Source organism: Stappia sediminis (assembly GCF_009826895.1).
Classification (GTDB): Bacteria; Pseudomonadota; Alphaproteobacteria; order Rhizobiales; family Stappiaceae; genus Hongsoonwoonella; species Hongsoonwoonella sediminis.
On record NZ_WUMV01000008.1, the window covers coordinates 1 to 22,123 of the forward strand.

Below are 22,123 nucleotides of genomic sequence, written 5' to 3' on the forward strand. Positions count from 1 at the left end.
TCCCGGTCCAATAACAAAATTTTCCGAAACTCCGCTGCGTGCATTAACACGTATTTTTTGAACGAACAATTACACTGCAAGGTATAATTGTGCGATAAGGTCAATGAGCGCGGGATTTAGTTTTAAATTCTTGTTAAAGTTGTATTTTTGGCTGACGCTTCATTGACATTTAGAATTCGCGGGCTGGCTACTGCCATCGGGCGTTCACCGGCAGCACATATACATATGGGCGATTCGCCTGCGAACCTCAGACACGGGAATCATGGAACACAACAACCTGAAGGATGCCATCACCTGACACTCGATCCCGAACGGAAAGGCAAGGGTGACGGCGGAATGCAATCCCCAAGGCAAAATGACATCTTCAATAGTCTGACAGACGACGGCGGAGAAAATGCCGGAGCATGCCCGCCCCGAAACCAATACTCCGCTCTCCGTCATGATCCGGTTTGACCGGTGGATCAAAATCGCCGGCCAAGTGGCGCTCCGGTCCACCCTGTCCATCCGTCGTCCACGCGACCACATGGCCGCCGTCGGCAAGGTGGCAAGCGAGGGCCAATCCTGATGGTCCGCCGTGGTGGTGTTGACCGAACGGTCGCCATTGGAAATTCTCCATCACGTCCCGTCCGGCAAACGCCCGCCGGCAGGCAAAATCGGTAAAACGAACAAGGCTTGGGAAAAGGACGCACATCCGCTCGCCCACCGCATGGCGCCGTCCGCGCGCCAGCCCTCAGCGCCGGTCACATCGGGAGCTCAATCAGAAATTGCGCCCCACCCCGCATGCAACTTCAACCACGGTCTGGTGTCGCATCAACCAAACCCGAAAACCGAACAATCACAGACGCTTGAGACCAAACGCAAAACCGCGAAAACCCCAACGGAAACCATCAAACCAATCGCAAGGGCGCCATTCCTATTGCAACTCGCTACCGCCCGCGTTTGGATCGCAGGCCCGTAAACAAGACTGCTCACGGACTTCATGAAAATACGATTGTTTTCGTCATATTCGACGTTTTGATACTGATTGATATACAGTAAGTTCCCGAAACTGTTCCAACATGAGTTTTGCAGCGGCAAATGCGCATGGATCCGGACGCAAGCAAGTTGGATGAAGAGCGCGCCGCGTTCGATCGGCTCCAGAAGAAATTCGCGGGACAATACAGGCGTGTCTTCTCGGATCCGCTCCATCCGCGAACGATTGTGGTCCTTCCAAGCCTTACGCTGGATCAGAATGTATTGTCGGGGATTTCGGGCGTTCACCATTACGAAGAACGCATGCTCTGCTTGCTGCTTCTCCTGAAATTTCCCAAGGCTCGAGTGATATATTTATCGAGCCAGCCGATCGCCGACGAAATCATCGACTATTATCTTCACCTGTTGCCCGGCGTGCCTCACCGTCATGCCGCGAAACGGTTGACGCTGTTTCCCTGTCACGATGTATCGAGCCGCCCGTTGACCACGAAGATCCTCGAGCGGCCAAGGCTCCTCTCGCGCATCAAGGGCCTTATCGACGATCCCGCAACCACGCATATGGTCTGTTTCAACGTATCGCCGTTGGAGCGCCGGCTTGCCGTCGAACTCGGCATCCCGATTTATGGCTGCGATCCCGACCTGCTTCCGATCGGCTCCAAGAGCGGCGGGCGTAAGCTCTTCCGCGAAGCGGGGGTCACGATCCCCGACGGGTTCGAGGACTTGCGGGATGCGAAAGACGTAAGTGTTGCGCTGGCGGAACTGAAAGCCAGGTATCCGGCGATGCGCAAGGCCGTTGTCAAGCTGAACGAAGGATTCTCGGGAGAAGGAAATGCGCTTTTCAACTTCGATCATCTATCGCAAGGTGCCGGGCTTTCCCGGTCGATAGAAGAACAGCTTCATACCCTCAAATTCGAGGCCGGGAGCATGAATTGGGAGACATACTCCGGCAAAATCGGCGAGATGGGCGCAATCGTCGAGGTGTTCATCGGCGGGCGGGACAAGCGTTCCCCGTCCTGCCAGTTTCGAATAGACCCGCTTGGTGCGCTGAATTTCATATCGACGCACGATCAGGTTCTGGGAGGCTCCGGCGGACAGGTTTTTCTTGGCTGTACTTTCCCCGCGGATCCGGCCTATTGCGCCAGCCTGCAGGAGGAAGGGCTGAAAGCCGCGAAGGCGCTGAAGGATAAGGGTGTGCTTGGCCGGTTCGGGGTGGATTTCATAACGCAGAGGCATGGCGACACCTGGACACACCACGCGATAGAAATAAATCTGCGCAAGGGCGGTACGACCCATCCATTTACAATGCTGCAATTCCTGACCGCCGGCCATTACGACACCGATCAAGGCCAATATTTCACCCCGGACGGGCGCTCACGATTTTACTATGCCACCGATAATCTTGAATCTTCCAACTATCGCGGACTTACGCCGGAAGACCTGATCGATTTTTCGGTTCGAAACGGTTTCCATTTCGACGGCGCAACGCAACGCGGCATCGTTTTCCACCTTATCGGCGCATTATCCGAATTCGGAAAACTGGGAGCGATATGCATTGCCGAAAGCGCGCCGCAGGCCGTCGACCTTTATCGCGACATGGTTTCCAGGCTGGAGCACGAAAACACCGCGAACGACGAAAACGCAAACTCTCCGGCGAGTTGAGGCATTTTTATCCGGCCGGCATTGCGGTGGTCCGGTTTCTCGTTTCGGCTGGAGCGCTTTCCGCGAAAGCGTCCTTAAAGGCGGACGAGCGTCGCTCTGCCTTCGACGGAAGCTTTACGCACGGCCGCATCTGCCACCGCGAGGTCTTGCAGCCCGACGCCCGTGCCGTCGAACAGCGTAATCTCGTCATCGCCCTTTCGCCCTGCATGCACACCATTGATGACATCGCCAAGCGGCGTGATGTCGGCTTCCTCTATGAGGCCTGCCGCGACAGCATGCTGCGCCTCGCCGATGGTGATCGACTGGGCAACCTCATCGGTGAAAACGCCTGCGGTAGCGACAAGCCCGGCATCCACCTCCTGCTTGCCTTTGGTGTCCGTCCCCATGCAGGCGATATGCGCACCCGGCTTGATCCATTCGCCGCGTAACAGCGGCTCGAAGGATGAGGTGATGGTGATGATCACGTCCGCCTGTCGGCCCAGCTCTTGAAGCGTGACGCCTTCGAAGGAAAGCCCCAGTTCCCCGGCAACCGTCACAAGACTTTCCAGCTTTTCCGGGCTGCGGTTCCATGCGACCACCTTCTCGAAATCGCGTTGCTCCGCAGCCGCTCGCAACTGGAAGGCCGACTGGTGACCGGCCCCAACGATGCCGAGCACTTTCGCATCCTGCCTGGCAAGATGGGCGATTGAAACGGCCGAGGCCGCCGCCGTGCGCACCGCCGTCAGATAATTGCCGCCGACAACCGCCTTCAGCCTGCCCGTGTCCGGATCGAACAGGAGTACGGAGGACTGGTGGTTCGTCAGCCCGCGCGCCGAATTTCCCGGCCAGTAGCCGCCGGACTTCACGCCCAGCGCCATGCCCGCACGGTCGAAGCCGGATTTGAATCCATAAAGCGCATCGGCATGACCGAGGGCTTCGCGAACGACCGGGAAGTTGCGGGCCTCGCCCCGCGCCATCGCCGCGAACACGCCCTCCACCGCCTTGAAGGCTTCCGCGCGCCCGACGAGCTTTTCACAAACCTCCTCGGACACGATCAGGATTTCGTGCCTGCCGGCCGGGGCGACGTCATTCATGGTTCGTCTCCTTCATGATGCGCCATGAACCCACGTTCAGTAAGCCTTGCCACGCGCGGAAACCGGCCAGAGCGTTTCCACTTTCCCGTTGCGGACGCCGACATACCAGTCATGCACGTTGCACGTCGGGTCGCAGTGACCGGGCACGAGCTTCAGCTTCTCGTTGATCTTCAGCGCGCCGTTCGGGTCGGAGATGACGCCATGCTCGTCGGAGCATTTGACGTATTCGACGTCGTTTCGGCCAAAGACGTAAGGAAGACCGCTGTCGACGGACTGCGCCTTCAGCCCGGCATCGCAGATCGCCTTGTCGGGCTTCGCGTGGCTCATCACGGAAGTCAGGATGAACAGGGAGTTCTCGAACTCCGATATCCGGTCGCCTTTTTCGTCACGGATACGCTGGTAATCGGCATCCATGAAGGCGTAGGAGCCGCATTGCAGCTCGTTATAGACGCCGGAATTCCCCTCGAAATAGTAGGAGCCAGTACCGCCGCCGCCGACGATGTCGCACTCAAGGCCTTCCGCCTTCAGGAGATCGATGGACTCCTTGACCATGGCGACCGCGATATCGATCTTCTCCTTGCGGTCCTCGTAGTTTTCCATGTGCTGCATCGCTCCCTGATAGGCCTGGATACCGGAGAACTTGAGCCCTGGTGCCGCCTCGATCGCCTTCGCCAGTTCGACGACCGGCTGACCGGCACCAACGCCGCAGCGCCCGGCACCACAGTCGATTTCCACCAGGCATTCGATTGTCGTGCCGTGCTTCACCGCCGCTGCGGAGAGATCGGCGACGTTGTCGATATCGTCGACGCACACGATCGTCCGCGCGCCCAGCTTCGGCATACGCGCCAGCCGGTCGATCTTGGCGGCATCCCGCACCTGGTTGGAGACGAGGACATCCTTGATGCCGCCGCGCGCGAAAACCTCCGCCTCGCTTACCTTCTGGCAGCACACGCCGACGGCATCGCCGAGTTTTTCCTGAAGGAGCGCGATATCGACGGACTTGTGCATCTTGCCGTGAACGCGGTGGCGCACGCCCATGTCGCGGCAGAAGGCGGCCATCGCCTTGATGTTGCGCTCCAGCGCATCGAGATCCACCACAAGGCAGGGCGTCTGGATATCCGCCTCGTCCATGCCCGGAAGCGCCGGGACGTCGTAGCCGACTTCGAGGTTTTCAAGCTTCGTCTGCATGTTCATATCCTACGTCCTCAGCCTTGCATCCAGGGCAGCTTGTCGAGATCGACATTGCCGCCGGTGATAATCACGCCCACGCGCTTGCCGCGATAGACGGACGGGTTCCTCAGGATCGCGGCAAGCGGCACCGCGCTGCTCGGTTCCATGACGATTTTCATCCGTTTCCAGATGAGCTTCATCGCGTCGACGATTTCCTGCTCCGATACGGTCTGGATGTCGCTCACGTACCTGGAAACGAAATGCCAGGTGTATTCCTTGAGCGGTACCTTCAGCCCGTCGGCCACCGTCTCGGGGGCGTCGTCGGCGATGATGTAACCGGCGCGAAAGCTGCGCGCGGCATCGTCCGCCTGTTCGGGCTCGGCGGCATAGATCGCAATGTCGGGCGCGATAGTCGAAAGCGTCAGGCAGGTGCCGGACACCATGCCGCCGCCGCCGATCGGCGCGACGACCGCATCGAGCCCGGGAACATCCTCGACGAGTTCCTTCGAGCATGTACCCTGACCGGCGATAACCCGTGGATCGTTATAGGGATGGACGAATTCCGCTCCCGTCTCTGCGACGACTTCCGCGAAGACCGCCTCGCGGCTCGACGTCGAGGGTTCGCATTCCACGATCCTTCCGCCGTAGCCGCGCACCGCGTCCTTCTTCGCCTGGGGTGCGGTATGCGGCATGACGACGGTGCAGGGAATGCCCCGCCGTCCGGCGGCATAAGACAGCGAAAGCGCGTGGTTGCCGGAAGAATGCGTGGCAACGCCGCGCGCCGCCGTTTCCTCGTCCAGGCCGAAGACGGCGTTCGACGCGCCGCGCACCTTGAAGGCGCCCGCCTTCTGAAAGTTCTCGCATTTGAAGAAAAGCTCTGCCCCTGTAAGCTCGTTGATCATCGTGCTCGTCAGAACGGGCGTGCGATGGATATGGGGCTCGATCCGGCGGTGCGCGTCGAGAACGTCGTCATAGGTCGGCAGCGCCAGCCCGGTTTCCGCTGTTTTGCTCAACATCGTCATGCCTCACGCAGCCTTGGTCTGAACGGAACCGCAGCTCGTACGGTAGTATTCTTGCGCCGCGGCGACACCCGAACCGATGCGGATCGGAAAGCCGAGATCGGCCATCACCATTTCCGCCGTTGCAATGCCGGAAAGCGCCATCACGTCCGTCATCGAACCTAGATGGCCGATGCGGAAGACCTTGCCGGCCACCTCGCCGAGGCCGACGCCGAAGGCGACGCCATATTTCTCCGCCGCATGGGTCACGACCCGCGTGCCGTCGAAACCGCTCGGCACGACGATTGCGCTGACGGTATCGGAATAAAGCTTCTGCTCCTTCGCGCAGAGCTTTAGCCCCCAGGCCGAAACAGCCTGCCGCACGCCCTCGGCGATGCGGAAATGGCGGGCGAATACATTATGCAGCCCTTCCGTCTCAAGCATGCAGATCGAACGGTCGAGACCGCGAATGAGGCTCACTGGCGGCGTGTAGGGAAAGCCGCCGCTTGCGTTTAGCTTCAGCATGTCGCGAAAGTCGAAGTAGCAGCGCGGGCATTTTGCGGAAGCCATCGCCAGCTTCGCCTTCGGGCTGATAGCGAGAATCGACAGTCCCGCAGGCAGCATGAAGCCTTTCTGCGATCCGGTTATCGCGATGTCGACGCCCCACTCGTCCATGCGGAAATCCATCGAGGCGATGGAGCTGACACCATCGACGAACAGCATCGCCGGATGTCCCGCTGCATCGATCGCCCGGCGAACCGCCGAAACGTCGCTGCGCACGCCCGTCGCCGTTTCGTTGTGAGTGACAAGAACCGCGCGGATCTCATGGTTGCGGTCCGCCGCGAGCGCTTCTTCGAAGGCCCCAGTCGGCGCGCCCTTGCCCCATTCTTCCTCGATCACCTGGACGTTGAGCCCCTGGCGCTGGCAAAGATCGATCCAGCGATGGGAGAACATGCCGTGGCGCGCGGCGAGCACCTTGTCGCCCGGCGACAGCGTATTGGTGACGGCCGCCTCCCATGCGCCGGTTCCCGTTCCGGGGAAAAGCAGTGTTTCGCCCTGTTTCGTCATGAAGACGCGTTTCAATCCGGCAAGCACGGGTGCGAGCATTTCCTGGAACACGGGCGAGCGGTGGTCGATCGAGGGATAGTCGACCGCCCTGCGCAATTCTTCGGGGATATTTGTGGGACCTGGAATGAAAACCGGGTTCTGCGTGGACATGATCTGCCTCCGTAGCGCCACTTGTCCGGCGCGATGAGCTTGTGAAGAAGCTAACCTTGCGTCGCCCGATGTGCAATTTTTTTGAAAAAGTTTTTCATAATTTGAGTTTTTGCTCTACCATTTAGAAATTACTACACTTTCTATTTTTTCATATGGTGAAAATAGATTTCATAATACAAAGGAACAAGGCTGAGGAACCATGACGAACCGCACCCGTGGCCGCCCGAAGGCCTTTCACGACAAGTCGCAAGGCGCGATAATACAGTCGCTCGACCGGGCGCTCGACGTTTTGAAAATCGTCGCCTCGGGCTCTGGAATGTCGCTGACGGAAATCGCGCGCGCCGGCGATCAGTCGCAGGCCACCTGCTACCGTATCCTGACGACGCTTTCCAAGCACCGGATCGTGGAGTTCGACGAGACAAGCCAGCTCTGGCACATCGGGCTTGAGGCGTTCCGCATCGGCATGAGCTTCCTCGGCCGGACCCGCCTTGCCGAGCGAAGCCGCCCGGTCATGCAGCGGATCATGAACGAGACTGGCGAAACGGCGAACCTTGCGATTCTCGACCGCAGCGAGGTTATCTTCGTCAGCCAGATCGAGACGCACGAGCCGATCCGCGCCTTTTTCAGGCCGGGCACGCGCGGTCCCGGACATGCGTCCGGCATCGGCAAGGCGATCCTGGCCTTCCTGCCGGAAGAGCAGGTCAGGAAACTCATGGCGGAGGATCTGCCGCGCTTCACCGATACGACCATCACCGCTCGTGAAGATTTCATGGCCGAGCTTGCCGAAATCCGGTCTCGCGGTTTCGCCGTCGACAACGAAGAACGCACGGAAGGAATGCGCTGCATCGCCGCTCCGGTCTTCAATGCCTACGGGGAAGCGGTCGCCGGCGTTTCCCTGTCCGGCCCGTCGGTGCGCGTCAGGCCTGGAAGGGATCTTGAATTCGGCGCGCTCATCCGCCGTGCGGCCGATGAGATCACGCGTTCCACCGGCGGCATTCTGCCGGTTACCGCGTGAGCCTGCGTGTCCGCTTTGACCTGTTGCCGACCTTCTCGAGTTCGCAGCGCTGGCGAAGCATCAGGTGGAATATCTCGTAATCGCGGTCGTACGCCTCGCGCAAGGCTGCGTTCGGCAGGCGCGTGCGGTAGGACCGGCGCATGGACCGGCAGGCTTCGGCAAGGCTTGAATAGGTGCCGGCTGCGCTCGCCGCGGCCATGGCCGTGCCAAGAAGCACGGCATCCTCCGTCTCGCTTTGGCGCACGGTGCGCCCGGTGGCATCGGCATAAAGCTCCATAAGGAGCGGATTTCGCGTGTGTCCGCCCGTGACGTGCAGATAGGTGATATCCATGCCGCCGCCGTTCAGGTGGTCGAGGATATGGCGCAGGCCCAGCGCGATGGAAACGGCGGTGCGCCAATAAAGCCGGCACAGGCCGTCGAAGCTCGCATCGAGCGAAAGCCCGCTGATGACGCCCCTTGCATGGGGATCGCCGGAGGGCGAACGATTGCCGTGAAAATCGGGCAGTACGTGCAGGTCGGCCGCGAAATCCTGGCCGGCGTGCAATCTGAGTTCCCTTATCCGGTGGACGATGCGCTCATGCATCCGGGCATCCGGTTCGCCGCCTGCACCATGGATGCGAATGATGTGGTCGAGCAGGGCTCCGGTTGCCGATTGCCCGGCCTCATAGAGCCACAGGCCCGGCAAGGCGGCCTCAAAATAGGGACCCCAGACGCCCGGTGCGAAATGCGCCGAGCTTGAAAAGCCCATCACGCAACTGGACGTACCGGCGATCAGCGCAAGGCTGCGCTCGATTTCGCCCCCCTCATAACCGCCGATCACGCCAAGCGAGCCCGCGAACGCGTCGATCAGACCGGTCGCGACCTGGCACGCTTCGCTCAGACCCAATTCCGCTGCCGCTTCGGCTGTCAGCGTGCCGATGGCGGCTCCGACCGGTACGGTGTCATGCGGCAGTCCGCCGCGCTCGATCAAGTCCTCCAGCCCGACCTTTTCGAAGAAATCCTCCTGCCACCCGCTGTCGTGCGAAAGATACGTCCATTTGCTCGTCAACGTGCAGCGCGAACGATCGTCCCGCCCGCTCGCCCGCCAGGTTAGAAAATCCACGAGATCGAAGAGCTTGCCGCAGGTTTCCCATACATCAGGCAGGTTGCGCTTAAGCCATATGAGCTTCGGCGTTTGCATTTCGGGCGACATCGCGCCGCCTAGGTGATCGAGAACGCGGTGGCCGGTCGCGGTGCATTCATCGGCCTCCGATATCGCCCGGTGATCGAACCAGGCGATTGTATCGCGCGCGGCATCTCCGGATGGCGAGATGCTGACCTTCCCACCATCGCTCCGCCGTGCGACGAGGGAACATGTCGCATCGAAGGCGATACCGGATATGTCCTGCGCCGTCAGGCCCGAGGCCAACAGCGCATTTCTGACGGCTGCGCAGACGGCGGCCCAGATTTCCTCGGAATCGTATTCGGCAAACCCCGCCTGCGGCCTGAAGATGGAAATCTCCTGGGTCGCCCTCCCCTGCAGGCTCCCCGCCGCATCGAAGATGCCCGCTCGTGCGCTGGCCGTCCCGACATCCACAGCACAGACGAACGCGCGTTCCATGGGTTTATCTTCGTTCAGGCCATATGGCCGAGGAGCGCGGGAAGCTCCCGCATGTCATCGAACACGAGATCGGGCCCGAGCGCTTCCGTTACCTCGCGCAAACCACTTGGGCCGGCATGGGTGCCGCCGACGAACGCGAAGACGCGCATCCCCGCGCGCCTGGCAGCCTCGATGCCTGCGGGACTGTCCTCGATCACGAGGCAGTTTTCCGGCGCCACTTTCATGGCACGCGCGGCATGCAAGAAGAGATCGGGTGCTGGCTTTCCGTGTTTCACCATGCTCGCACTGTATAAGTGCGGCTGCAGGCTTTCCAGTAGGCCGGTGACTTTAAGCGACAATTCTATGCGTTCGGGCTGGCTGGAAGAGGCGACGCAGCGGCGAAGTCCTATCTTTGCAAGCGCTTCGGCAATGCCGGGAATAGGCTTGAGTTCGCGGCGAAATCGCTCGTAGAGGCGTGAGCGCATGGCCTCCAGGTGGCCAGCGTTCATCGTCAGCCCGAATTCCTCATGCATGATCCCGGCGACTGTTGCCATCGAACGGCCGAGGAAGCGGCGATAGGCCGTCTCTTCGTCGAGGGAAACGCCCGCCTCTCCGATGATTTCAAGAAGCACCGCCACCGAAATGGGTTCGGAATCGACCAGCACGCCGTCGCAGTCGAAGATCAAAAGGTCCGGGACGTTGCCTGCCATGCCGCTCACGCGGGATCCGTCTTGTCGCCGGCGATCGCCACCCCCTCGCCCTTCAGCCCGAGCTTCATGCCCCATCTCCCCTTATGGTCGGCCTTCGAGATAGGCCTTGAGCACCGATTGGGTGCCGCTTGCCCATAGAGCCGACAGCCAGCCGGCAAAGGCCTTTCGAAATTCTTCCGACAGGCCGATGTCGCCGTAGATGTCATCCATGGCCAGCCAGTTGAGCGGATCGGCTTTCGCCTCGCGTGCTCTCTCGGTCAGCCGGTCCCAATTCGGGTCGTTCGGCGCGATTTCCGCACCGCTGTCGGTCGTGCCGAAGCAGTAGCGGCACCAAAGGGCCGATTCCAGTGCAAGGCCCGAAATACCGAGGCCCTTTTCAAGCCTGTCCCTGATGCTCGGGATGATGAACTTCGGCTGGCGGTTAGTCCCGTCAAGGCAGAGCCGGCGCACGGTATCGCCGATCTTGGGGTTGGCGAAGCGCGTTTCGATCAGCTTGTAGTAATCGCCGAGATCCGTATCCGGCACCGGCGGAACGACGGGAATGATCTCTTCACGCTCGATCTTCGCCAGAAAGCCGCGCACCAGGGGGTTTTCCATGGCCTCATGCACGAAGTGGATGTCCATCAGCCCCGCCGGATAGGCGATCACCGCGTGCCCGCCGTTGAGTATGCGGATCTTCATGTTCTCGTAAGGCGCGACGTCCGGCACGAACTGGACGCCGACCTTCTCGAGTTGCGGGCGCCCCGCGGGGAAATTGTCCTCAAGCACCCACTGCTTGAAGCCTTCGCAGAAAACCGGCCAGGTATCCTCGATTCCGAAGTCGCGGGCGAGGATTTGGCGCTCCCGTTCGCCGGTCGCAGGCGTGATGCGGTCCACCATGCCGTTCGGAAAGGCAACGTTATCCTTGATCCATCCGGCAAGGTCCCTGTCCGAAAGAGCAGCGAGCCCGACGACCGCGTTTTTCGCGATCACCCCATTATGGGGAAGGTTGTCGCAGGACATGACGGTGAATGCGGGGATGCCGGCGGCACGTCGGCGTTTCAGCGCCTCGACGATCAGCCCGAACACGGTCTTCGGCTTGTCCGGGGCGGCCGCATCGGCGGCGATTGCGGGATACGCCGGGTCGAAGGTGCCGGAAGCGGGGTTGATGAAATAGCCCCCTTCGGTGATCGTCATGGAAACGATCCGGATTGCCGGGTCTGCCAACCGCGCGATGATGATTTTTGTGTCGCCGGGTTCGATGTAGTCGATCATCGCCGCCGTGACCCGGGCTTCGCTCTTGCCCGCATCCTGTTCGACGACAGTCGTCAGATAATCTTGCGCCCTCAGCCGTTCGCGGATTTCCTTGTCGCCGGCCATGACGCTGGCACCCACGATCGCCCAATCATGGCCCTCGCCCGAGTTGAAAAGGGCGTCGAGGTAGACCGCCTGATGGGAGCGGTGGAAATTGCCGACGCCGAAATGCACGATACCGCGCGAAAGGTTCGCCTGCTTATAGGCGGGAACGGCAGCGCTCGACGCGATCGCGCCGAGCGAGGCGGCCGAAAGCTTCGTGGTCATGGGATCTGCCTCGTACTCAGTGCGTAATTTGTTGCGAACGAGCATCAGCTCATCCAGTTGCCGCCGTCGACGTTGTAGGTTTGGGCGACGATGTATTTCGCCTCGTCGGTGGCGAGGAAAACAGCCATTCCGGTCAGGTCTTCCGCCGTTCCCATCCGCCCGTAGGGCACAGCCTCGCCGACAAGGCGCTTCTTCTCGCCAAGCGGGCGGTTCTCGTATTTCGCAAACAGCGCATCGACGCCGTCCCAATGCTCGCCGTCCACGACGCCCGGCGCTATCGCGTTGACGTTTATGCCGTGCTTGATGAGGTCGAGACCTGCCGACTGGGTCAGGCTGATCACCGCGGCCTTGCTGGCGCAATAGACGGCGACCAGCGGTTCGCCCCGCCGCCCCGCCTGGCTTGCCATATTGATGATCTTGCCTCCTCGCCCGCGCTCGATCATCGCCCTGGCGACCGCCTGCATGGTGAAAAGCGTGCCGGCGACATTGATGGAAAACAGCCGCTCGTAGCTCTTGCGCGTGATCTCCACGACAGGAGCGAGGTCGAACAGCGCCGCGTTGTTGATGAGGATATCGATCCCGCCGAACGCCTCATCGGCAGCCTTGACGGCGGCGTCGATGGACGCCTGGTCGGTCACGTCCATCTCCACGGCAAGAGCGCTATCGCCTATTTCAGCGGCCGAGCGCGCGGCCCGCGCGATGTCGATATCGGCGATCGCGACCCTTGCGCCCTCGCGTACATAGGCCTCGGTGAACGCCCTTCCGATACCGCGGGCCGCTCCCGTGATAAGCGCTGACCTTCCTTCAAGCCGTCTCACGATATCCGCAGTCCTTCCTTGTCGAACCTGTGAATCTTGTCGTCTTGCGGGCTCAAGAAAACCGTATCGCCGTGGTGAATGTCGACCTCGCCATCGGAACGGACGGTTATCGGCTCGCTGGTCAAGTCCTTCGCGTGCACATGGAGGAAAGTGTCCGATCCCAGGTGCTCAGAAACACCGACGGTACCTTTCCATTGCCCTTCGCTCTTCGAGATCGAAAGGTGCTCGGGCCGGATGCCGATCGTCGCGGCATTGTGCTTTGCCGCCTCGGCGCCCTCGATGAAGTTCATCTTCGGAGAGCCGATGAAGCCCGCGACGAAAAGATTGCGCGGATTGCGGTAAAGATCGAGCGGCGTTCCCACCTGCTCGATGTGGCCCGCGCGCAGCACGACGATCTTGTCGGCCATCGTCATCGCCTCGACCTGATCGTGCGTCACATAGATCATCGTCGTCTCGAGCGAATTGTGCAGCTCGCTGATCTCCAGGCGCATGTTCACGCGAAGCGCGGCATCCAGGTTCGACAGGGGCTCGTCGAAGAGGAACGCGGCGGGCTCGCGCACGATCGCCCGGCCAATGGCGACGCGCTGCCGCTGGCCGCCGGAAAGCTGACCGGGGCGCCGGTCCAGATAGTCGGTGAGGTTCAGTACCTTCGCCGCCGCCTCGACGCGCTTGTTCTGCTCCGCCTGGTCCAGTCCCGCCATCTTCAGCGGGAATGAAATGTTCTTGCGAACGCTCATATGCGGATAAAGCGCGTAGGACTGGAAGACCATGGCGAGGCCGCGCTTGGCGGGCGGAAGTTCCGTTGCAGCCCGTCCGTCGATGCTGATCTGGCCGGACGACACGTCCTCAAGCCCCGCGATGAGGCGCAGCAATGTGGACTTGCCGCAGCCGGACGGCCCGACGAAGACGACGAATTCGCCGTCTTCTATTTCCAGATCGAGCGGCGGGATCACATTGACGTCGCCGAAGCTCTTGGTGACCTGTTCGAGTATGATGCGTCCCATGACTTTTTCCTATTTCACTGCGCCGAACGTCAGGCCGCGAACAAGCTGCTTCTGGCTGAACCAACCCATGATCAGGATCGGCGCGATGGCCATGGTCGATGCCGCGCTGAGCTTCGCGTAAAACAGCCCTTCAGGTGAGGAATAACTGGCGATGAACGCGGTCAGCGGCGCGGCATTCGCCGCCGTCAGGTTGAGCGTCCAGAACGCCTCGTTCCAGGCGAGGATGATGTTGAGAAGCAATGTCGAGGCGATGCCGGGAACCGCCATCGGCGTAAGCACGTAGATGATCTCCGCGCGCAGGCTCGCCCCGTCCATGCGCGCCGCTTCGAGGATATCGACCGGAATTTCCTTGAAGTAGGTGTAGAGCATCCACACGATGATCGGCAGGTTGATCAGCGTGAGTACGATCACGAGGCCCGTCCGCGTGTCCAAAAGCCCTGTATCGCGGAATATCAGGTAAATCGGGATCAGCACGCCCACCGGCGGAAGCATCTTCGTGGAGAGCATCCACATAAGCACGTCCTTGGTGCGCTTGCCCGGCACGAAGGCCATGGACCAGGCCGCGGGGATCGCGACCAGAAGCCCGATCAGCGTCGAGCCGACCGAAATGACCACCGAATTCAGGAAGTGCAGGAAGTAGTTCGAGCGCTCCATGACCGTGGAGTAGTTTTCAAGGGTCCAGTCGAACCCCACGAACGATGGGGGCGAGGCGATCGCCTCGGCCTCCGTCTTGAAGCTCGTCAGGATCGTCCAGAGGATCGGGAAGAAGATCAGGAGCCCGACCCCCCAGGCGAATACGGTGACGGTTGCCTTGCGGGCGGGTGTTACAGCGCGGGCCATGGTTCATGCATCCAGGTTCTTGCCGATCATCCGCATCAGGAAGATCGCGACAATGTTGGCAAGGATGATGGCGACGACGCCACCGGCGGAACCCGCACCCACGTCGAATTGCAGGAGGGACTGGGCGTAAACCAGAAACGTCAGGTTTGTGGTCGCCGTGCCGGGGCCGCCATTGGTCGTGACGAGGATTTCGGCGAACACCGACAGAAGGAAGATCGTCTGGATCAGGATCACGACGGTGATGGCGCGCGAAAGGTGCGGCAGCATGATGTAGAAGAAGCGGCTCAGCCAGCTCGCGCCGTCCATTTCGGCGGCTTCCAGTTGCTCGCTGTCAAGCGACTGAAGCGCCGTCAGAAGGATCAGCGTCGCGAAGGGCAGCCAGCCCCAGGCCACGATCAGGATGATCGAGGACAAGGGCGCATGGGCCAGAAAGTCGAACGGTTCGAGGCCGACGGCCTTTGCGAGAAACGCGAAGAGGCCGTTCACCGGGTTCATGAACATGTTTTTCCAGACCAGCGCGGAAACCGTGGGCATGACGAAGAACGGCGCGATCACGAGGATGCGGACGATGCCCTGCCCCCAGAACGGCTGGTCGAGCAGCAGCGCCAGGAGGACGCCGCCGACGATCGTTATGACAAGCACGCCCCCGACCAGAAGCAGCGTGTTCCATATCGCGTCGAAGAACGCGGGATCGGTGAGGAAGAAACGGTAGTTCAGAAAACCGGCCCATTCCTCCGTGCCCGGCATCAGGAGGTTGTAGCGCAGGAAAGAGAAATAGAGGGTCAGGCTCAGCGGGATCAGCATCCAGCCAAGCAGCAGGAGAACCGCCGGCGAGATCATGAAGCGTGCCGCGGACTTGGAATGCTGCGTCGCCATGTCGAGCGCTCCCATTCCTGGAGGAGGAAAATAAAACGGATGCCAATGAAAAAGAGGCAGGGCCCGCGGTCCGCGGACCCTGCATCCGGGAGGGACGCGGTTACTTGATATAACCCGCCTTCGTCATCTCGCGCGTGGCGACCTGCTGTGCGCTCCGCAGCGCCTGATCGGCGGTAATCGTGCCCGCGAGCGCTGCCGAGAACTGCTGGCCGATCACCGTGGCAAGCCCCTGGAATTCGGGGATGGCGACGAACTGCACGCCGACATAGGGAACCGGATCGACCGTCGGGTGCTGCGGATCGGCCGAGTTGATCGACTGAAGCGTCATCTCGGCGAACGGAACCTTCTTGTATTCCGGGTTCTCATAGAGCGAGGTGCGCGTTCCCGGAGGCACGTTGGCCCAGCCTTCATTGCTTGCGACCAGTTCCAGGTATTCCTTGGACGTCGCCCATTCCACGAACTTCTTCGCGGCTGCCTCGTTGTCGGTGCCGGCCGGGATGGCGAGCGACCAGGCCCACAGCCAGTTGCTGCGCTTGCCAAGGCCTTTGTCCGGGGCGAGCGCGAAGCCCACCTTGTCGGCCACTTCGCTGTCTTCCGGATTCGTCACGAACGATGCGGCGACCGTCGCGTCGATCCACATGCCGCATTTTCCGGTCTGGAAAAGCGCCAGATTCTCGTTGAAACCGTTCGACGATGCGCCCGGAGGGCCCGCGTCTTTCATCAGATCGAGATAGAACGTCAGCGTGTCCTTCCAGGCTTGCTGGTCGAACTGCGGCTTCCAGTCCATGTCGAACCAGCGAGCGCCGAAGGAGTTCGACATGGCGGTAATGAACGCCACGTTCTCGCCCCAGCCGGCCTTGCCGCGCATGCAGATGCCGTAGACCTCGTTTTCCTTGTCGGTCATGGCGCGGGCCGCTTCCGCGATGAAATCCCAGGTGGGCGCCTCGGGCATCTCGAGCCCGGCCTTCTCCATCAGGTCGGTGCGGTACATCACCATTGAGCTTTCGCCGTAGAATGGCGCGGCATAAAGCTCGCCGTCGACGGTCAGGCCACCTCGGATAGCGGGCAGGAGGTCATCGACGTCATAGCTTTCCGGCAGGTCGTTCAGCGAAACGAGCCAGCCCTGTTTGCCCCAGATCGGGACTTCGTAAGTACCGATGGTCATCACATCGTACTGACCACCCTTCGTGGCGATGTCTGTCGTTACCCGCTGACGCAGGACGTTTTCCTCCAGCGTCACCCATTCGACCTCGATATCCGGGTTCTTCGCCGTGAAATCGTCGGTCAGACCCTGCATCCGGATCATGTCGCCGTTGTTGACGGTGGCGATCGTAATCGTCTCGGCATGGACGAGGCCCGTCATCACGCCAAGCGAAACCGCTCCAAGGAGCATGGATTTGAACTTCATGGATTCCTCCCGATCAATCCGCTTCGGCCGGCCTTCCATCGGATTTGCCTATCCGAGGACGAATGAGCCGACCGTTTTCGAAGCGCCAGACCATCTCCTCCACGCTCCTCCGAACGCTGGATGGCCTTATGAGCAATTGCCTTTCGGCTGAGCAAATACTCATCAATCAGCACGTAAAGTCAACAGGAATTCGTTGCCGCAGCGCAGCATCCATCCTGTAGAAAATCGGAATTTTCAGCGCCTTCAGCTAGTTGAGCAAAGCGTCCGCGGTACGCTCATCCGTAATCAAACCGTTAATCAGGCCGCCCTTGATGGCCGCGCGAATGCCCGGAAGCTTCTTCTGGCCCATCGCAATGGCAATCACGCTGGAGGTTTTCGGATCGGGAAGCGGAGCGCTGGCGACCCGGTCGTTGGTGATGCCCTCGATCAACCTGCCTTCTGAATCGAAGGTCCAGCCGACGATCTCGCCGACGGCTCCCGCCGCCTGCAGCTCGTCAAGCTCTTCCTTCGATATGAAGCCGTCGACGAGCAGCGGCGCCTGCGGCCCGAAATCGCCGATGCCGACGAAGGTCACGTCGGCCTTGCCCGCAAGTTCCAGCGTCGGGCGGATCATCGCCTGGTTGTGCAGCATGGTGCGCTCGGTCTGCGAGGAAGCGAAAACCGGCAGCGGCATCGGGAACGAGCGGGACTTCACGGTATCGGCCATGGTGAAGACGACGTTGTAGTAGGCTGCCGAACCATCCGGCGAGATATTGCCGGTCAGCGAGACGACCTTGTGCTGCGGGCATTCGAAGGGCGGAAGCTGCTCGATCGCCGCCTTCAGCGTGCGCCCCGTGCCGAGCGCCATGATGATGGGCTCTTCCTTCCTGAGCCAGCGTTCGATTTCCACCGCCGCCGCCTGGGAGACGCCAAGCGTGGTGGACTCGCTTGCCGGGTCGCTCGGCACGACCTCGCAGAAGCTCAGCGAGTAGCGCTCCTTGAGCCTGCGGGCGAGATCGAGGCAACTTGCGATCGGGTGATCGATACGTACGTTGACGAGACCTTCCGAAACCGCGAGCGACACGAGCCGCTGCGCCGACTGGCGGGATACGCCGAGCTTCGCCGCGATCTGGTCCTGCGTGTTTCCGGCGACGTAGTAAAGCCACGCAGCGCGCGCGGCCTCATCTAGCCGGTTGCCGTTTGACGCCATGTTTCCGACTGCAATCCTGACACGAATGACGAGCGCTCATGGAACGCCCCCTCGCAACATATATGAATTGCAGAACGAATATTGCAAAAGTCTTCATACCGAAGTAGCGGATAACAATCCCCGTCATTCCGCCAGGTGGCAGGCTGCGCAATGTCCCGGCCCGATGAGCCGCAATCGAGGATCCTCGCTCCTGCACAATTCGACGGCGATCGGGCATCTCGGGTTGAAATGGCAGCCTGCGGGCGGAGCGAGAGGTGAAGGTATCTCGCCCATGATCGGCTTGAAATGGACGAGCGCGTCGTCCTCCACCAGGAGTTTGGGGACGCTCTCCAGAAGCCCCTTCGTGTAGGGGTGCTTCGGGTCGGTGTAGATCTTCTCCGTCGGGCCGGATTCCACGATTCGTCCGAGATACATGATCGCCACGTGATCGGAAACGTGCCTTACCACGGAAAGGTCGTGCGAGATGAAGATCAGCGTGATCGACATTTCACGCCGAAGCTTCAGGAAGAGGTTTACGATCTGCGCCTGGATGGACACGTCAAGCGAGGCGACGGGCTCGTCGCAGACAAGCACGTCCGGCTGCATGGCAAGCGCGCGGGCAATCGCGATGCGCTGGCGCTGGCCGCCCGAAAACTGGTGCGGAAACCTGTCGGCGAAGGACGGATCGAGGCCCGCCCGCTCAAGATAAGCCGCGACATACGCCCGCTCGCCCGCCTTGTCGGCGAGACCATGTGCAAGCGGGCCTTCGGCGATGATGTCGCCAACGCGCATGCGCGGATCGAGCGAGGCGAAAGGATCCTGGAAGATCGTCTGGATGCGGGTGTCCGCCTTGCGCCCGCCCTGCATCACCGGCTTGCCGTCGATCCTGACCTGTCCCCCGGTCGGTTCCAGAATGCCGGCGATCATCCGCCCGAGCGTCGATTTCCCGCACCCCGATTCCCCGACGAGGCCGAGCGTCTGACCGCGCTCGACCATCAGCGTGACCCCGTCGACGGCGCGCACGGGCCGCGTTTCCACCCTGGCGCCCAGCTTCGACACGATCCGGTCGGCCATGGAAAGGCGCGGCGAAAAGCGCTTGTAGACGTCATTGATCGAAATGAAAGCTTCGCTCATGCGCTCACCATCTCCTCAAGCGTGTGATGGCAGCGGTAACCGCGATCGTCCGCCCGCGTCATCGGCGGATCCTTGGCGCAGAGTTCGCTCGCGCGGTCGCAGCGCGGGCGGAACGGGCAGCCCTCGGGAAGATCGAGCAGCGATGGCGTCGTGCCGGGTATCTGCTCAAGATCCGTTCCGGGCTTTGCCATGGCAGGCAGCGAGCGCAGCAGCCCCGCGGTGTAGGGATGGCGCGGCGAGCGCAGCACCTGCGCCGTCGGCCCCTCCTCCACGATGCGCCCGGCATACATGACGAGGATGCGGCTTGCGAGCGTCGAGACGGTTGAAAGATCGTGGCTGATCCAGACGAGGGCGGTTCCCATCTCGCGCGCAAGCTCGCGCATTTCGCTCAGGATCTGCGCCTGGATCGAGACGTCGAGCGCCGTCGTCGGCTCATCGGCGATGATCGCCTTCGTGCCGTGCAGAAGCGCGATTGCGATTGCGACGCGCTGGCGCATGCCACCGGAAAACTGGTGCGGATAGGCGTCGAGCCGTGCTGGCGCATCGGGAATGCCGACGCGCGTCAGAGCTTCCGCCGACCGGGCGCGCGCTGCGCGTTTGGAGATGCTTTCGTGCGCGGCGAGCGCAAGATGCATCTGCTGGCCGATGGTGAGCACGGGGTTCAGCGTCACCATCGGGTCCTGGAAGACCATGGCGATCCGCGCGCCGCGCACCTTGCGCAAGCCCGCATCGTTCAGGCCTACCAGTTCCTGGCCCTCAAGCTTCACCGACCCGCCGACGATACGTCCCGGCGGATCGACTAGGCCGATCAGCGAAAAGCCCGTGACCGACTTGCCGGACCCCGATTCCCCGACAAGGCCGATAATCTCGCCCCGGTTCAGCGAAAACGATACGCCGTCCACCGCCTTCACAACGCCGGCGCGAGTGAAGAAATGGGTGGCAAGGTCCCTGACCTCCAGGATCGGCGCCTCGGAGATCGGCTTTCCGGCGGCGGTCATCGGTTGAGCCTCGGGTTCAGGATATCGCGCACGTGATCGCCGACGAGGTTGATCGCCACGATCAGGACGATCAGCGCGATGCCGGGATAGACGGATATCCAGTATCGCCCGCTCATCATGTATTTCACGCCGTTCGATATCAGCATGCCGAGCGAGGGCTCCGTCACGGGCAGCCCGAGACCGAGGAAGGAAAGCGTCGATTCCAGCGCGATCGCATAGGCCACCTGCACGGTTGCGACCACGATCAGCGCGGGCATGGCGTTCGGCAGGATGTGGCGGAAGACGATGCGCATGTTCGAAAGCGGTGTCGCCATCGCCGCCTCGATATAATCCTTCGAACGCTCGGCCGATGCCGCCCCGAAAGCGGTTCGCGCGAAATAGGCATATTGCGCGGCGACGAGTGCCGCGATCAACTGCGCCTTGCCCTGCCCCAGCACCGCGACGAGGACGAGCGCCAGCAGGATCGGGGGAAAGGAGAGCTGCAGGTCGATGATCCGCATGAGGACCGTTTCGGCGATCCCGCGATGATAGGCGGCGAGAATGCCGACGGTCGTGCCGATAATCAGGCCGACGGCGCCCGCAAAAATCCCGATCTGAATGGACACGCGAAGCCCGTAGAGGATCGCCGACCAGAGATCTCGTCCCTGCGCATCCGTCCCGAGCCAGTGAACGTAGGCTCCCGAGCCGACGAAGCCGGGCGGACGGCGCGCATCGCGCAGGGAAAGGCCGGAAAGGTCGTAAGGGTCCTGCGGCGCGATCAGCGGCGCGAAGAGTGCCAGCACCAGGATGATCGCCACGACGATCAGCGCGCCGAGCGCGATCCTGTCCTCGCAAAAGCGGATCCAGAGGTTGCGCCAGGGAGAGACGGCCTTCGTCGTCATTCGGCCCTCCCCCGTCTCAGCCTCGGGTCGAGCACGGCGTAGCCGATGTCGACGCAAAGATTGATTGTCACGAAAAGCCCCGCCGTCAAAATGAGATAGGCGACCATGACCGGCCGGTCGAGGTTCTTGATGGAATCGATGATGAGCTTGCCCACGCCCGGCCACGAGAAGATCGTCTCCGTCACCACGGCAAAGGCAAGCGTCGAGGCAAGCTCCAGCCCGAAGACGGTGACGATCGGGATCGAGATCAGCTTCAACACGTGCCGCGAGAGGATCGTCGTCTCCGACAGACCAGCCGCGCGGGCGAATTTCACCGCATCCGACAGCATCACTTCACGCGTGCCGGCCCTTGCCAGGCGGATCATGATCGCCAGCTTGAATAGCGCGAGGTTTGTCGCCGGCAGGATCAGATGCGACCACCCGTCGAGCGTGAAAATGCTCCAGTCGATGCCGAAGAGCTCCGCCGTATCCCCGCGTCCGCCCGACGGCAGCCAGCCGAGGGAAACGGCGAAGGTGAGGATCAGGATGAGGCCAACCCAGAAGGTAGGCACCGAAAATCCGAGGATCGACACGGCCATGATGGTGCGCGCGGTTACGCTATCGGGCTTGTAACCGGCGTAGATGCCAAGCGGAACGCCGATGAACGTCGCGCCGAGAACGGCCGTCAGCACCAGTTCAAGCGTCGCGGGCAGGCGGTTGCCGATAAGCTGCAGCACCGGCTCGTTATAGATGTAGGATTGCCCGAGATCGCCCTGGAAGAGATTGGAAATAAAGAGGAAATATTGCTCCACCAGAGACTTGTCGAGGCCGAAGCGGGCAATCGTGCGCGCACGCACGTCCTGGGTCGCTTCCGGCGGGATCAGCACTTCCAGCGGATTGCCGATCGCATAGACCCCGGCGAACACGATCACCGACATGACCGCCATAATGACGATACCCTGGAGAATGCGCTGCAGCAGGAAGCTCGACATGGGCCGTCAGGTCTCGTTCAGCGAGTTGATATCGTCACAATAGCAGGCGGCCGCGGTGTCTGCCGCGACCG

The 22,123-nt window shown here is 61.4% G+C and carries 20 protein-coding genes; 3 read left to right on the top strand and 17 right to left on the bottom strand.

Annotation, left to right across the window (positions count from 1 at the left end):
- The first annotated feature begins 394 nt into the window (after nucleotides 1-394).
- Nucleotides 395-565, top strand: a complete 171-nt coding sequence (locus GR183_RS16480; RefSeq protein WP_160776774.1) for a hypothetical protein — start codon at nucleotides 395-397, stop codon at nucleotides 563-565.
- A gap of 518 nt (nucleotides 566-1,083) precedes the next feature.
- Nucleotides 1,084-2,631 (top strand): peptide ligase PGM1-related protein, encoded by a 1,548-nt coding sequence (locus GR183_RS16485; RefSeq protein WP_202396162.1) that lies wholly within the window; start codon nucleotides 1,084-1,086, stop codon nucleotides 2,629-2,631.
- A gap of 74 nt (nucleotides 2,632-2,705) precedes the next feature.
- Here the strand turns inward: GR183_RS16485 and bhcD are convergent, their stop codons facing one another.
- From bhcD to bhcA, 4 genes are all read right to left on the bottom strand, one after another.
- A complete protein-coding gene (bhcD, locus tag GR183_RS16490) occupies nucleotides 2,706-3,671 on the bottom strand; it encodes an iminosuccinate reductase BhcD (protein ID WP_312846851.1) in 966 nt (321 codons plus the stop codon).
- A 69-nt stretch (nucleotides 3,672-3,740) separates the two neighbouring features.
- A complete protein-coding gene (bhcC, locus tag GR183_RS16495) occupies nucleotides 3,741-4,898 on the bottom strand; it encodes a 3-hydroxy-D-aspartate aldolase BhcC (protein WP_160776777.1) in 1,158 nt (385 codons plus the stop codon).
- An 11-nt stretch (nucleotides 4,899-4,909) separates the two neighbouring features.
- Nucleotides 4,910-5,890 (bottom strand): beta-hydroxyaspartate dehydratase BhcB, encoded by a 981-nt coding sequence (gene bhcB, locus GR183_RS16500; RefSeq protein WP_160776778.1) that lies wholly within the window; start codon nucleotides 5,888-5,890, stop codon nucleotides 4,910-4,912.
- A gap of 9 nt (nucleotides 5,891-5,899) precedes the next feature.
- On the bottom strand, nucleotides 5,900-7,090 hold the full coding sequence (gene bhcA, locus GR183_RS16505; RefSeq protein WP_160776779.1) for an L-aspartate--glyoxylate aminotransferase BhcA: 1,191 nt from the start codon (nucleotides 7,088-7,090) through the stop codon (nucleotides 5,900-5,902).
- 199 nt (nucleotides 7,091-7,289) lie between these two features.
- Here bhcA and bhcR point away from each other — a divergent pair, with 199 nt between their 5' ends.
- Nucleotides 7,290-8,105, top strand: a complete 816-nt coding sequence (gene bhcR, locus GR183_RS16510; protein WP_160776780.1) for an HTH-type transcriptional regulator BhcR — start codon at nucleotides 7,290-7,292, stop codon at nucleotides 8,103-8,105.
- On the opposite strand, the gene GR183_RS16515 is transcribed toward bhcR, so the two are convergent.
- The 13 genes from GR183_RS16515 to GR183_RS16575 all read right to left on the bottom strand — a co-directional run bounded on the left by GR183_RS16515 (nucleotide 8,095) and on the right by GR183_RS16575 (nucleotide 22,052).
- Nucleotides 8,095-9,705: an FGGY-family carbohydrate kinase gene (locus GR183_RS16515; protein ID WP_160776781.1), complete on the bottom strand. Its 1,611-nt coding sequence runs from the start codon at nucleotides 9,703-9,705 to the stop codon at nucleotides 8,095-8,097. The two genes, bhcR and GR183_RS16515, sit on opposite strands and share 11 nt — an antisense overlap.
- A gap of 14 nt (nucleotides 9,706-9,719) precedes the next feature.
- The gene (locus GR183_RS16520; protein WP_160776782.1) at nucleotides 9,720-10,394 is read right to left on the bottom strand and encodes an HAD family hydrolase; all 675 of its coding nucleotides are present in this window, start codon (nucleotides 10,392-10,394) and stop codon (nucleotides 9,720-9,722) included.
- An 81-nt stretch (nucleotides 10,395-10,475) separates the two neighbouring features.
- Entirely contained in the window at nucleotides 10,476-11,954 is a 1,479-nt protein-coding gene (locus GR183_RS16525) for a mannitol dehydrogenase family protein (RefSeq protein WP_160776783.1), read from the bottom strand.
- 44 nt (nucleotides 11,955-11,998) lie between these two features.
- The gene (locus tag GR183_RS16530; RefSeq protein WP_312846846.1) at nucleotides 11,999-12,772 is read right to left on the bottom strand and encodes an L-iditol 2-dehydrogenase; all 774 of its coding nucleotides are present in this window, start codon (nucleotides 12,770-12,772) and stop codon (nucleotides 11,999-12,001) included.
- Nucleotides 12,769-13,776, bottom strand: a complete 1,008-nt coding sequence (locus GR183_RS16535; RefSeq protein ID WP_160776784.1) for an ABC transporter ATP-binding protein — start codon at nucleotides 13,774-13,776, stop codon at nucleotides 12,769-12,771. The genes GR183_RS16530 and GR183_RS16535 overlap by 4 nt, the downstream gene beginning before the upstream one ends.
- A gap of 9 nt (nucleotides 13,777-13,785) precedes the next feature.
- Complete coding sequence (locus GR183_RS16540) at nucleotides 13,786-14,616, bottom strand: carbohydrate ABC transporter permease (protein WP_160776785.1); 831 nt, start codon at nucleotides 14,614-14,616, stop codon at nucleotides 13,786-13,788.
- Nucleotides 14,617-14,619: 3 nt separating this feature from the next.
- Nucleotides 14,620-15,492 (bottom strand): carbohydrate ABC transporter permease, encoded by an 873-nt coding sequence (locus tag GR183_RS16545; protein ID WP_160776786.1) that lies wholly within the window; start codon nucleotides 15,490-15,492, stop codon nucleotides 14,620-14,622.
- Between the two features lie 100 nt (nucleotides 15,493-15,592).
- Nucleotides 15,593-16,900, bottom strand: a complete 1,308-nt coding sequence (locus tag GR183_RS16550) for an ABC transporter substrate-binding protein (RefSeq protein WP_202396163.1) — start codon at nucleotides 16,898-16,900, stop codon at nucleotides 15,593-15,595.
- A 247-nt stretch (nucleotides 16,901-17,147) separates the two neighbouring features.
- The gene (locus GR183_RS16555; protein WP_160776788.1) at nucleotides 17,148-18,089 is read right to left on the bottom strand and encodes a sugar-binding transcriptional regulator; all 942 of its coding nucleotides are present in this window, start codon (nucleotides 18,087-18,089) and stop codon (nucleotides 17,148-17,150) included.
- A 123-nt stretch (nucleotides 18,090-18,212) separates the two neighbouring features.
- A complete protein-coding gene (locus tag GR183_RS16560) occupies nucleotides 18,213-19,202 on the bottom strand; it encodes an ABC transporter ATP-binding protein (RefSeq protein ID WP_160776789.1) in 990 nt (329 codons plus the stop codon).
- A complete protein-coding gene (locus GR183_RS16565; RefSeq protein WP_160776790.1) occupies nucleotides 19,199-20,200 on the bottom strand; it encodes an ABC transporter ATP-binding protein in 1,002 nt (333 codons plus the stop codon). The genes GR183_RS16560 and GR183_RS16565 overlap by 4 nt, the downstream gene beginning before the upstream one ends.
- On the bottom strand, nucleotides 20,197-21,081 hold the full coding sequence (locus tag GR183_RS16570; protein ID WP_160776791.1) for an ABC transporter permease: 885 nt from the start codon (nucleotides 21,079-21,081) through the stop codon (nucleotides 20,197-20,199). Before GR183_RS16570 ends, GR183_RS16565 begins: the two co-directional genes overlap by 4 nt.
- Complete coding sequence (locus tag GR183_RS16575; RefSeq protein WP_160776792.1) at nucleotides 21,078-22,052, bottom strand: ABC transporter permease; 975 nt, start codon at nucleotides 22,050-22,052, stop codon at nucleotides 21,078-21,080. The genes GR183_RS16570 and GR183_RS16575 overlap by 4 nt, the downstream gene beginning before the upstream one ends.
- Between the last annotated feature and the right edge of the window lie 71 nt (nucleotides 22,053-22,123).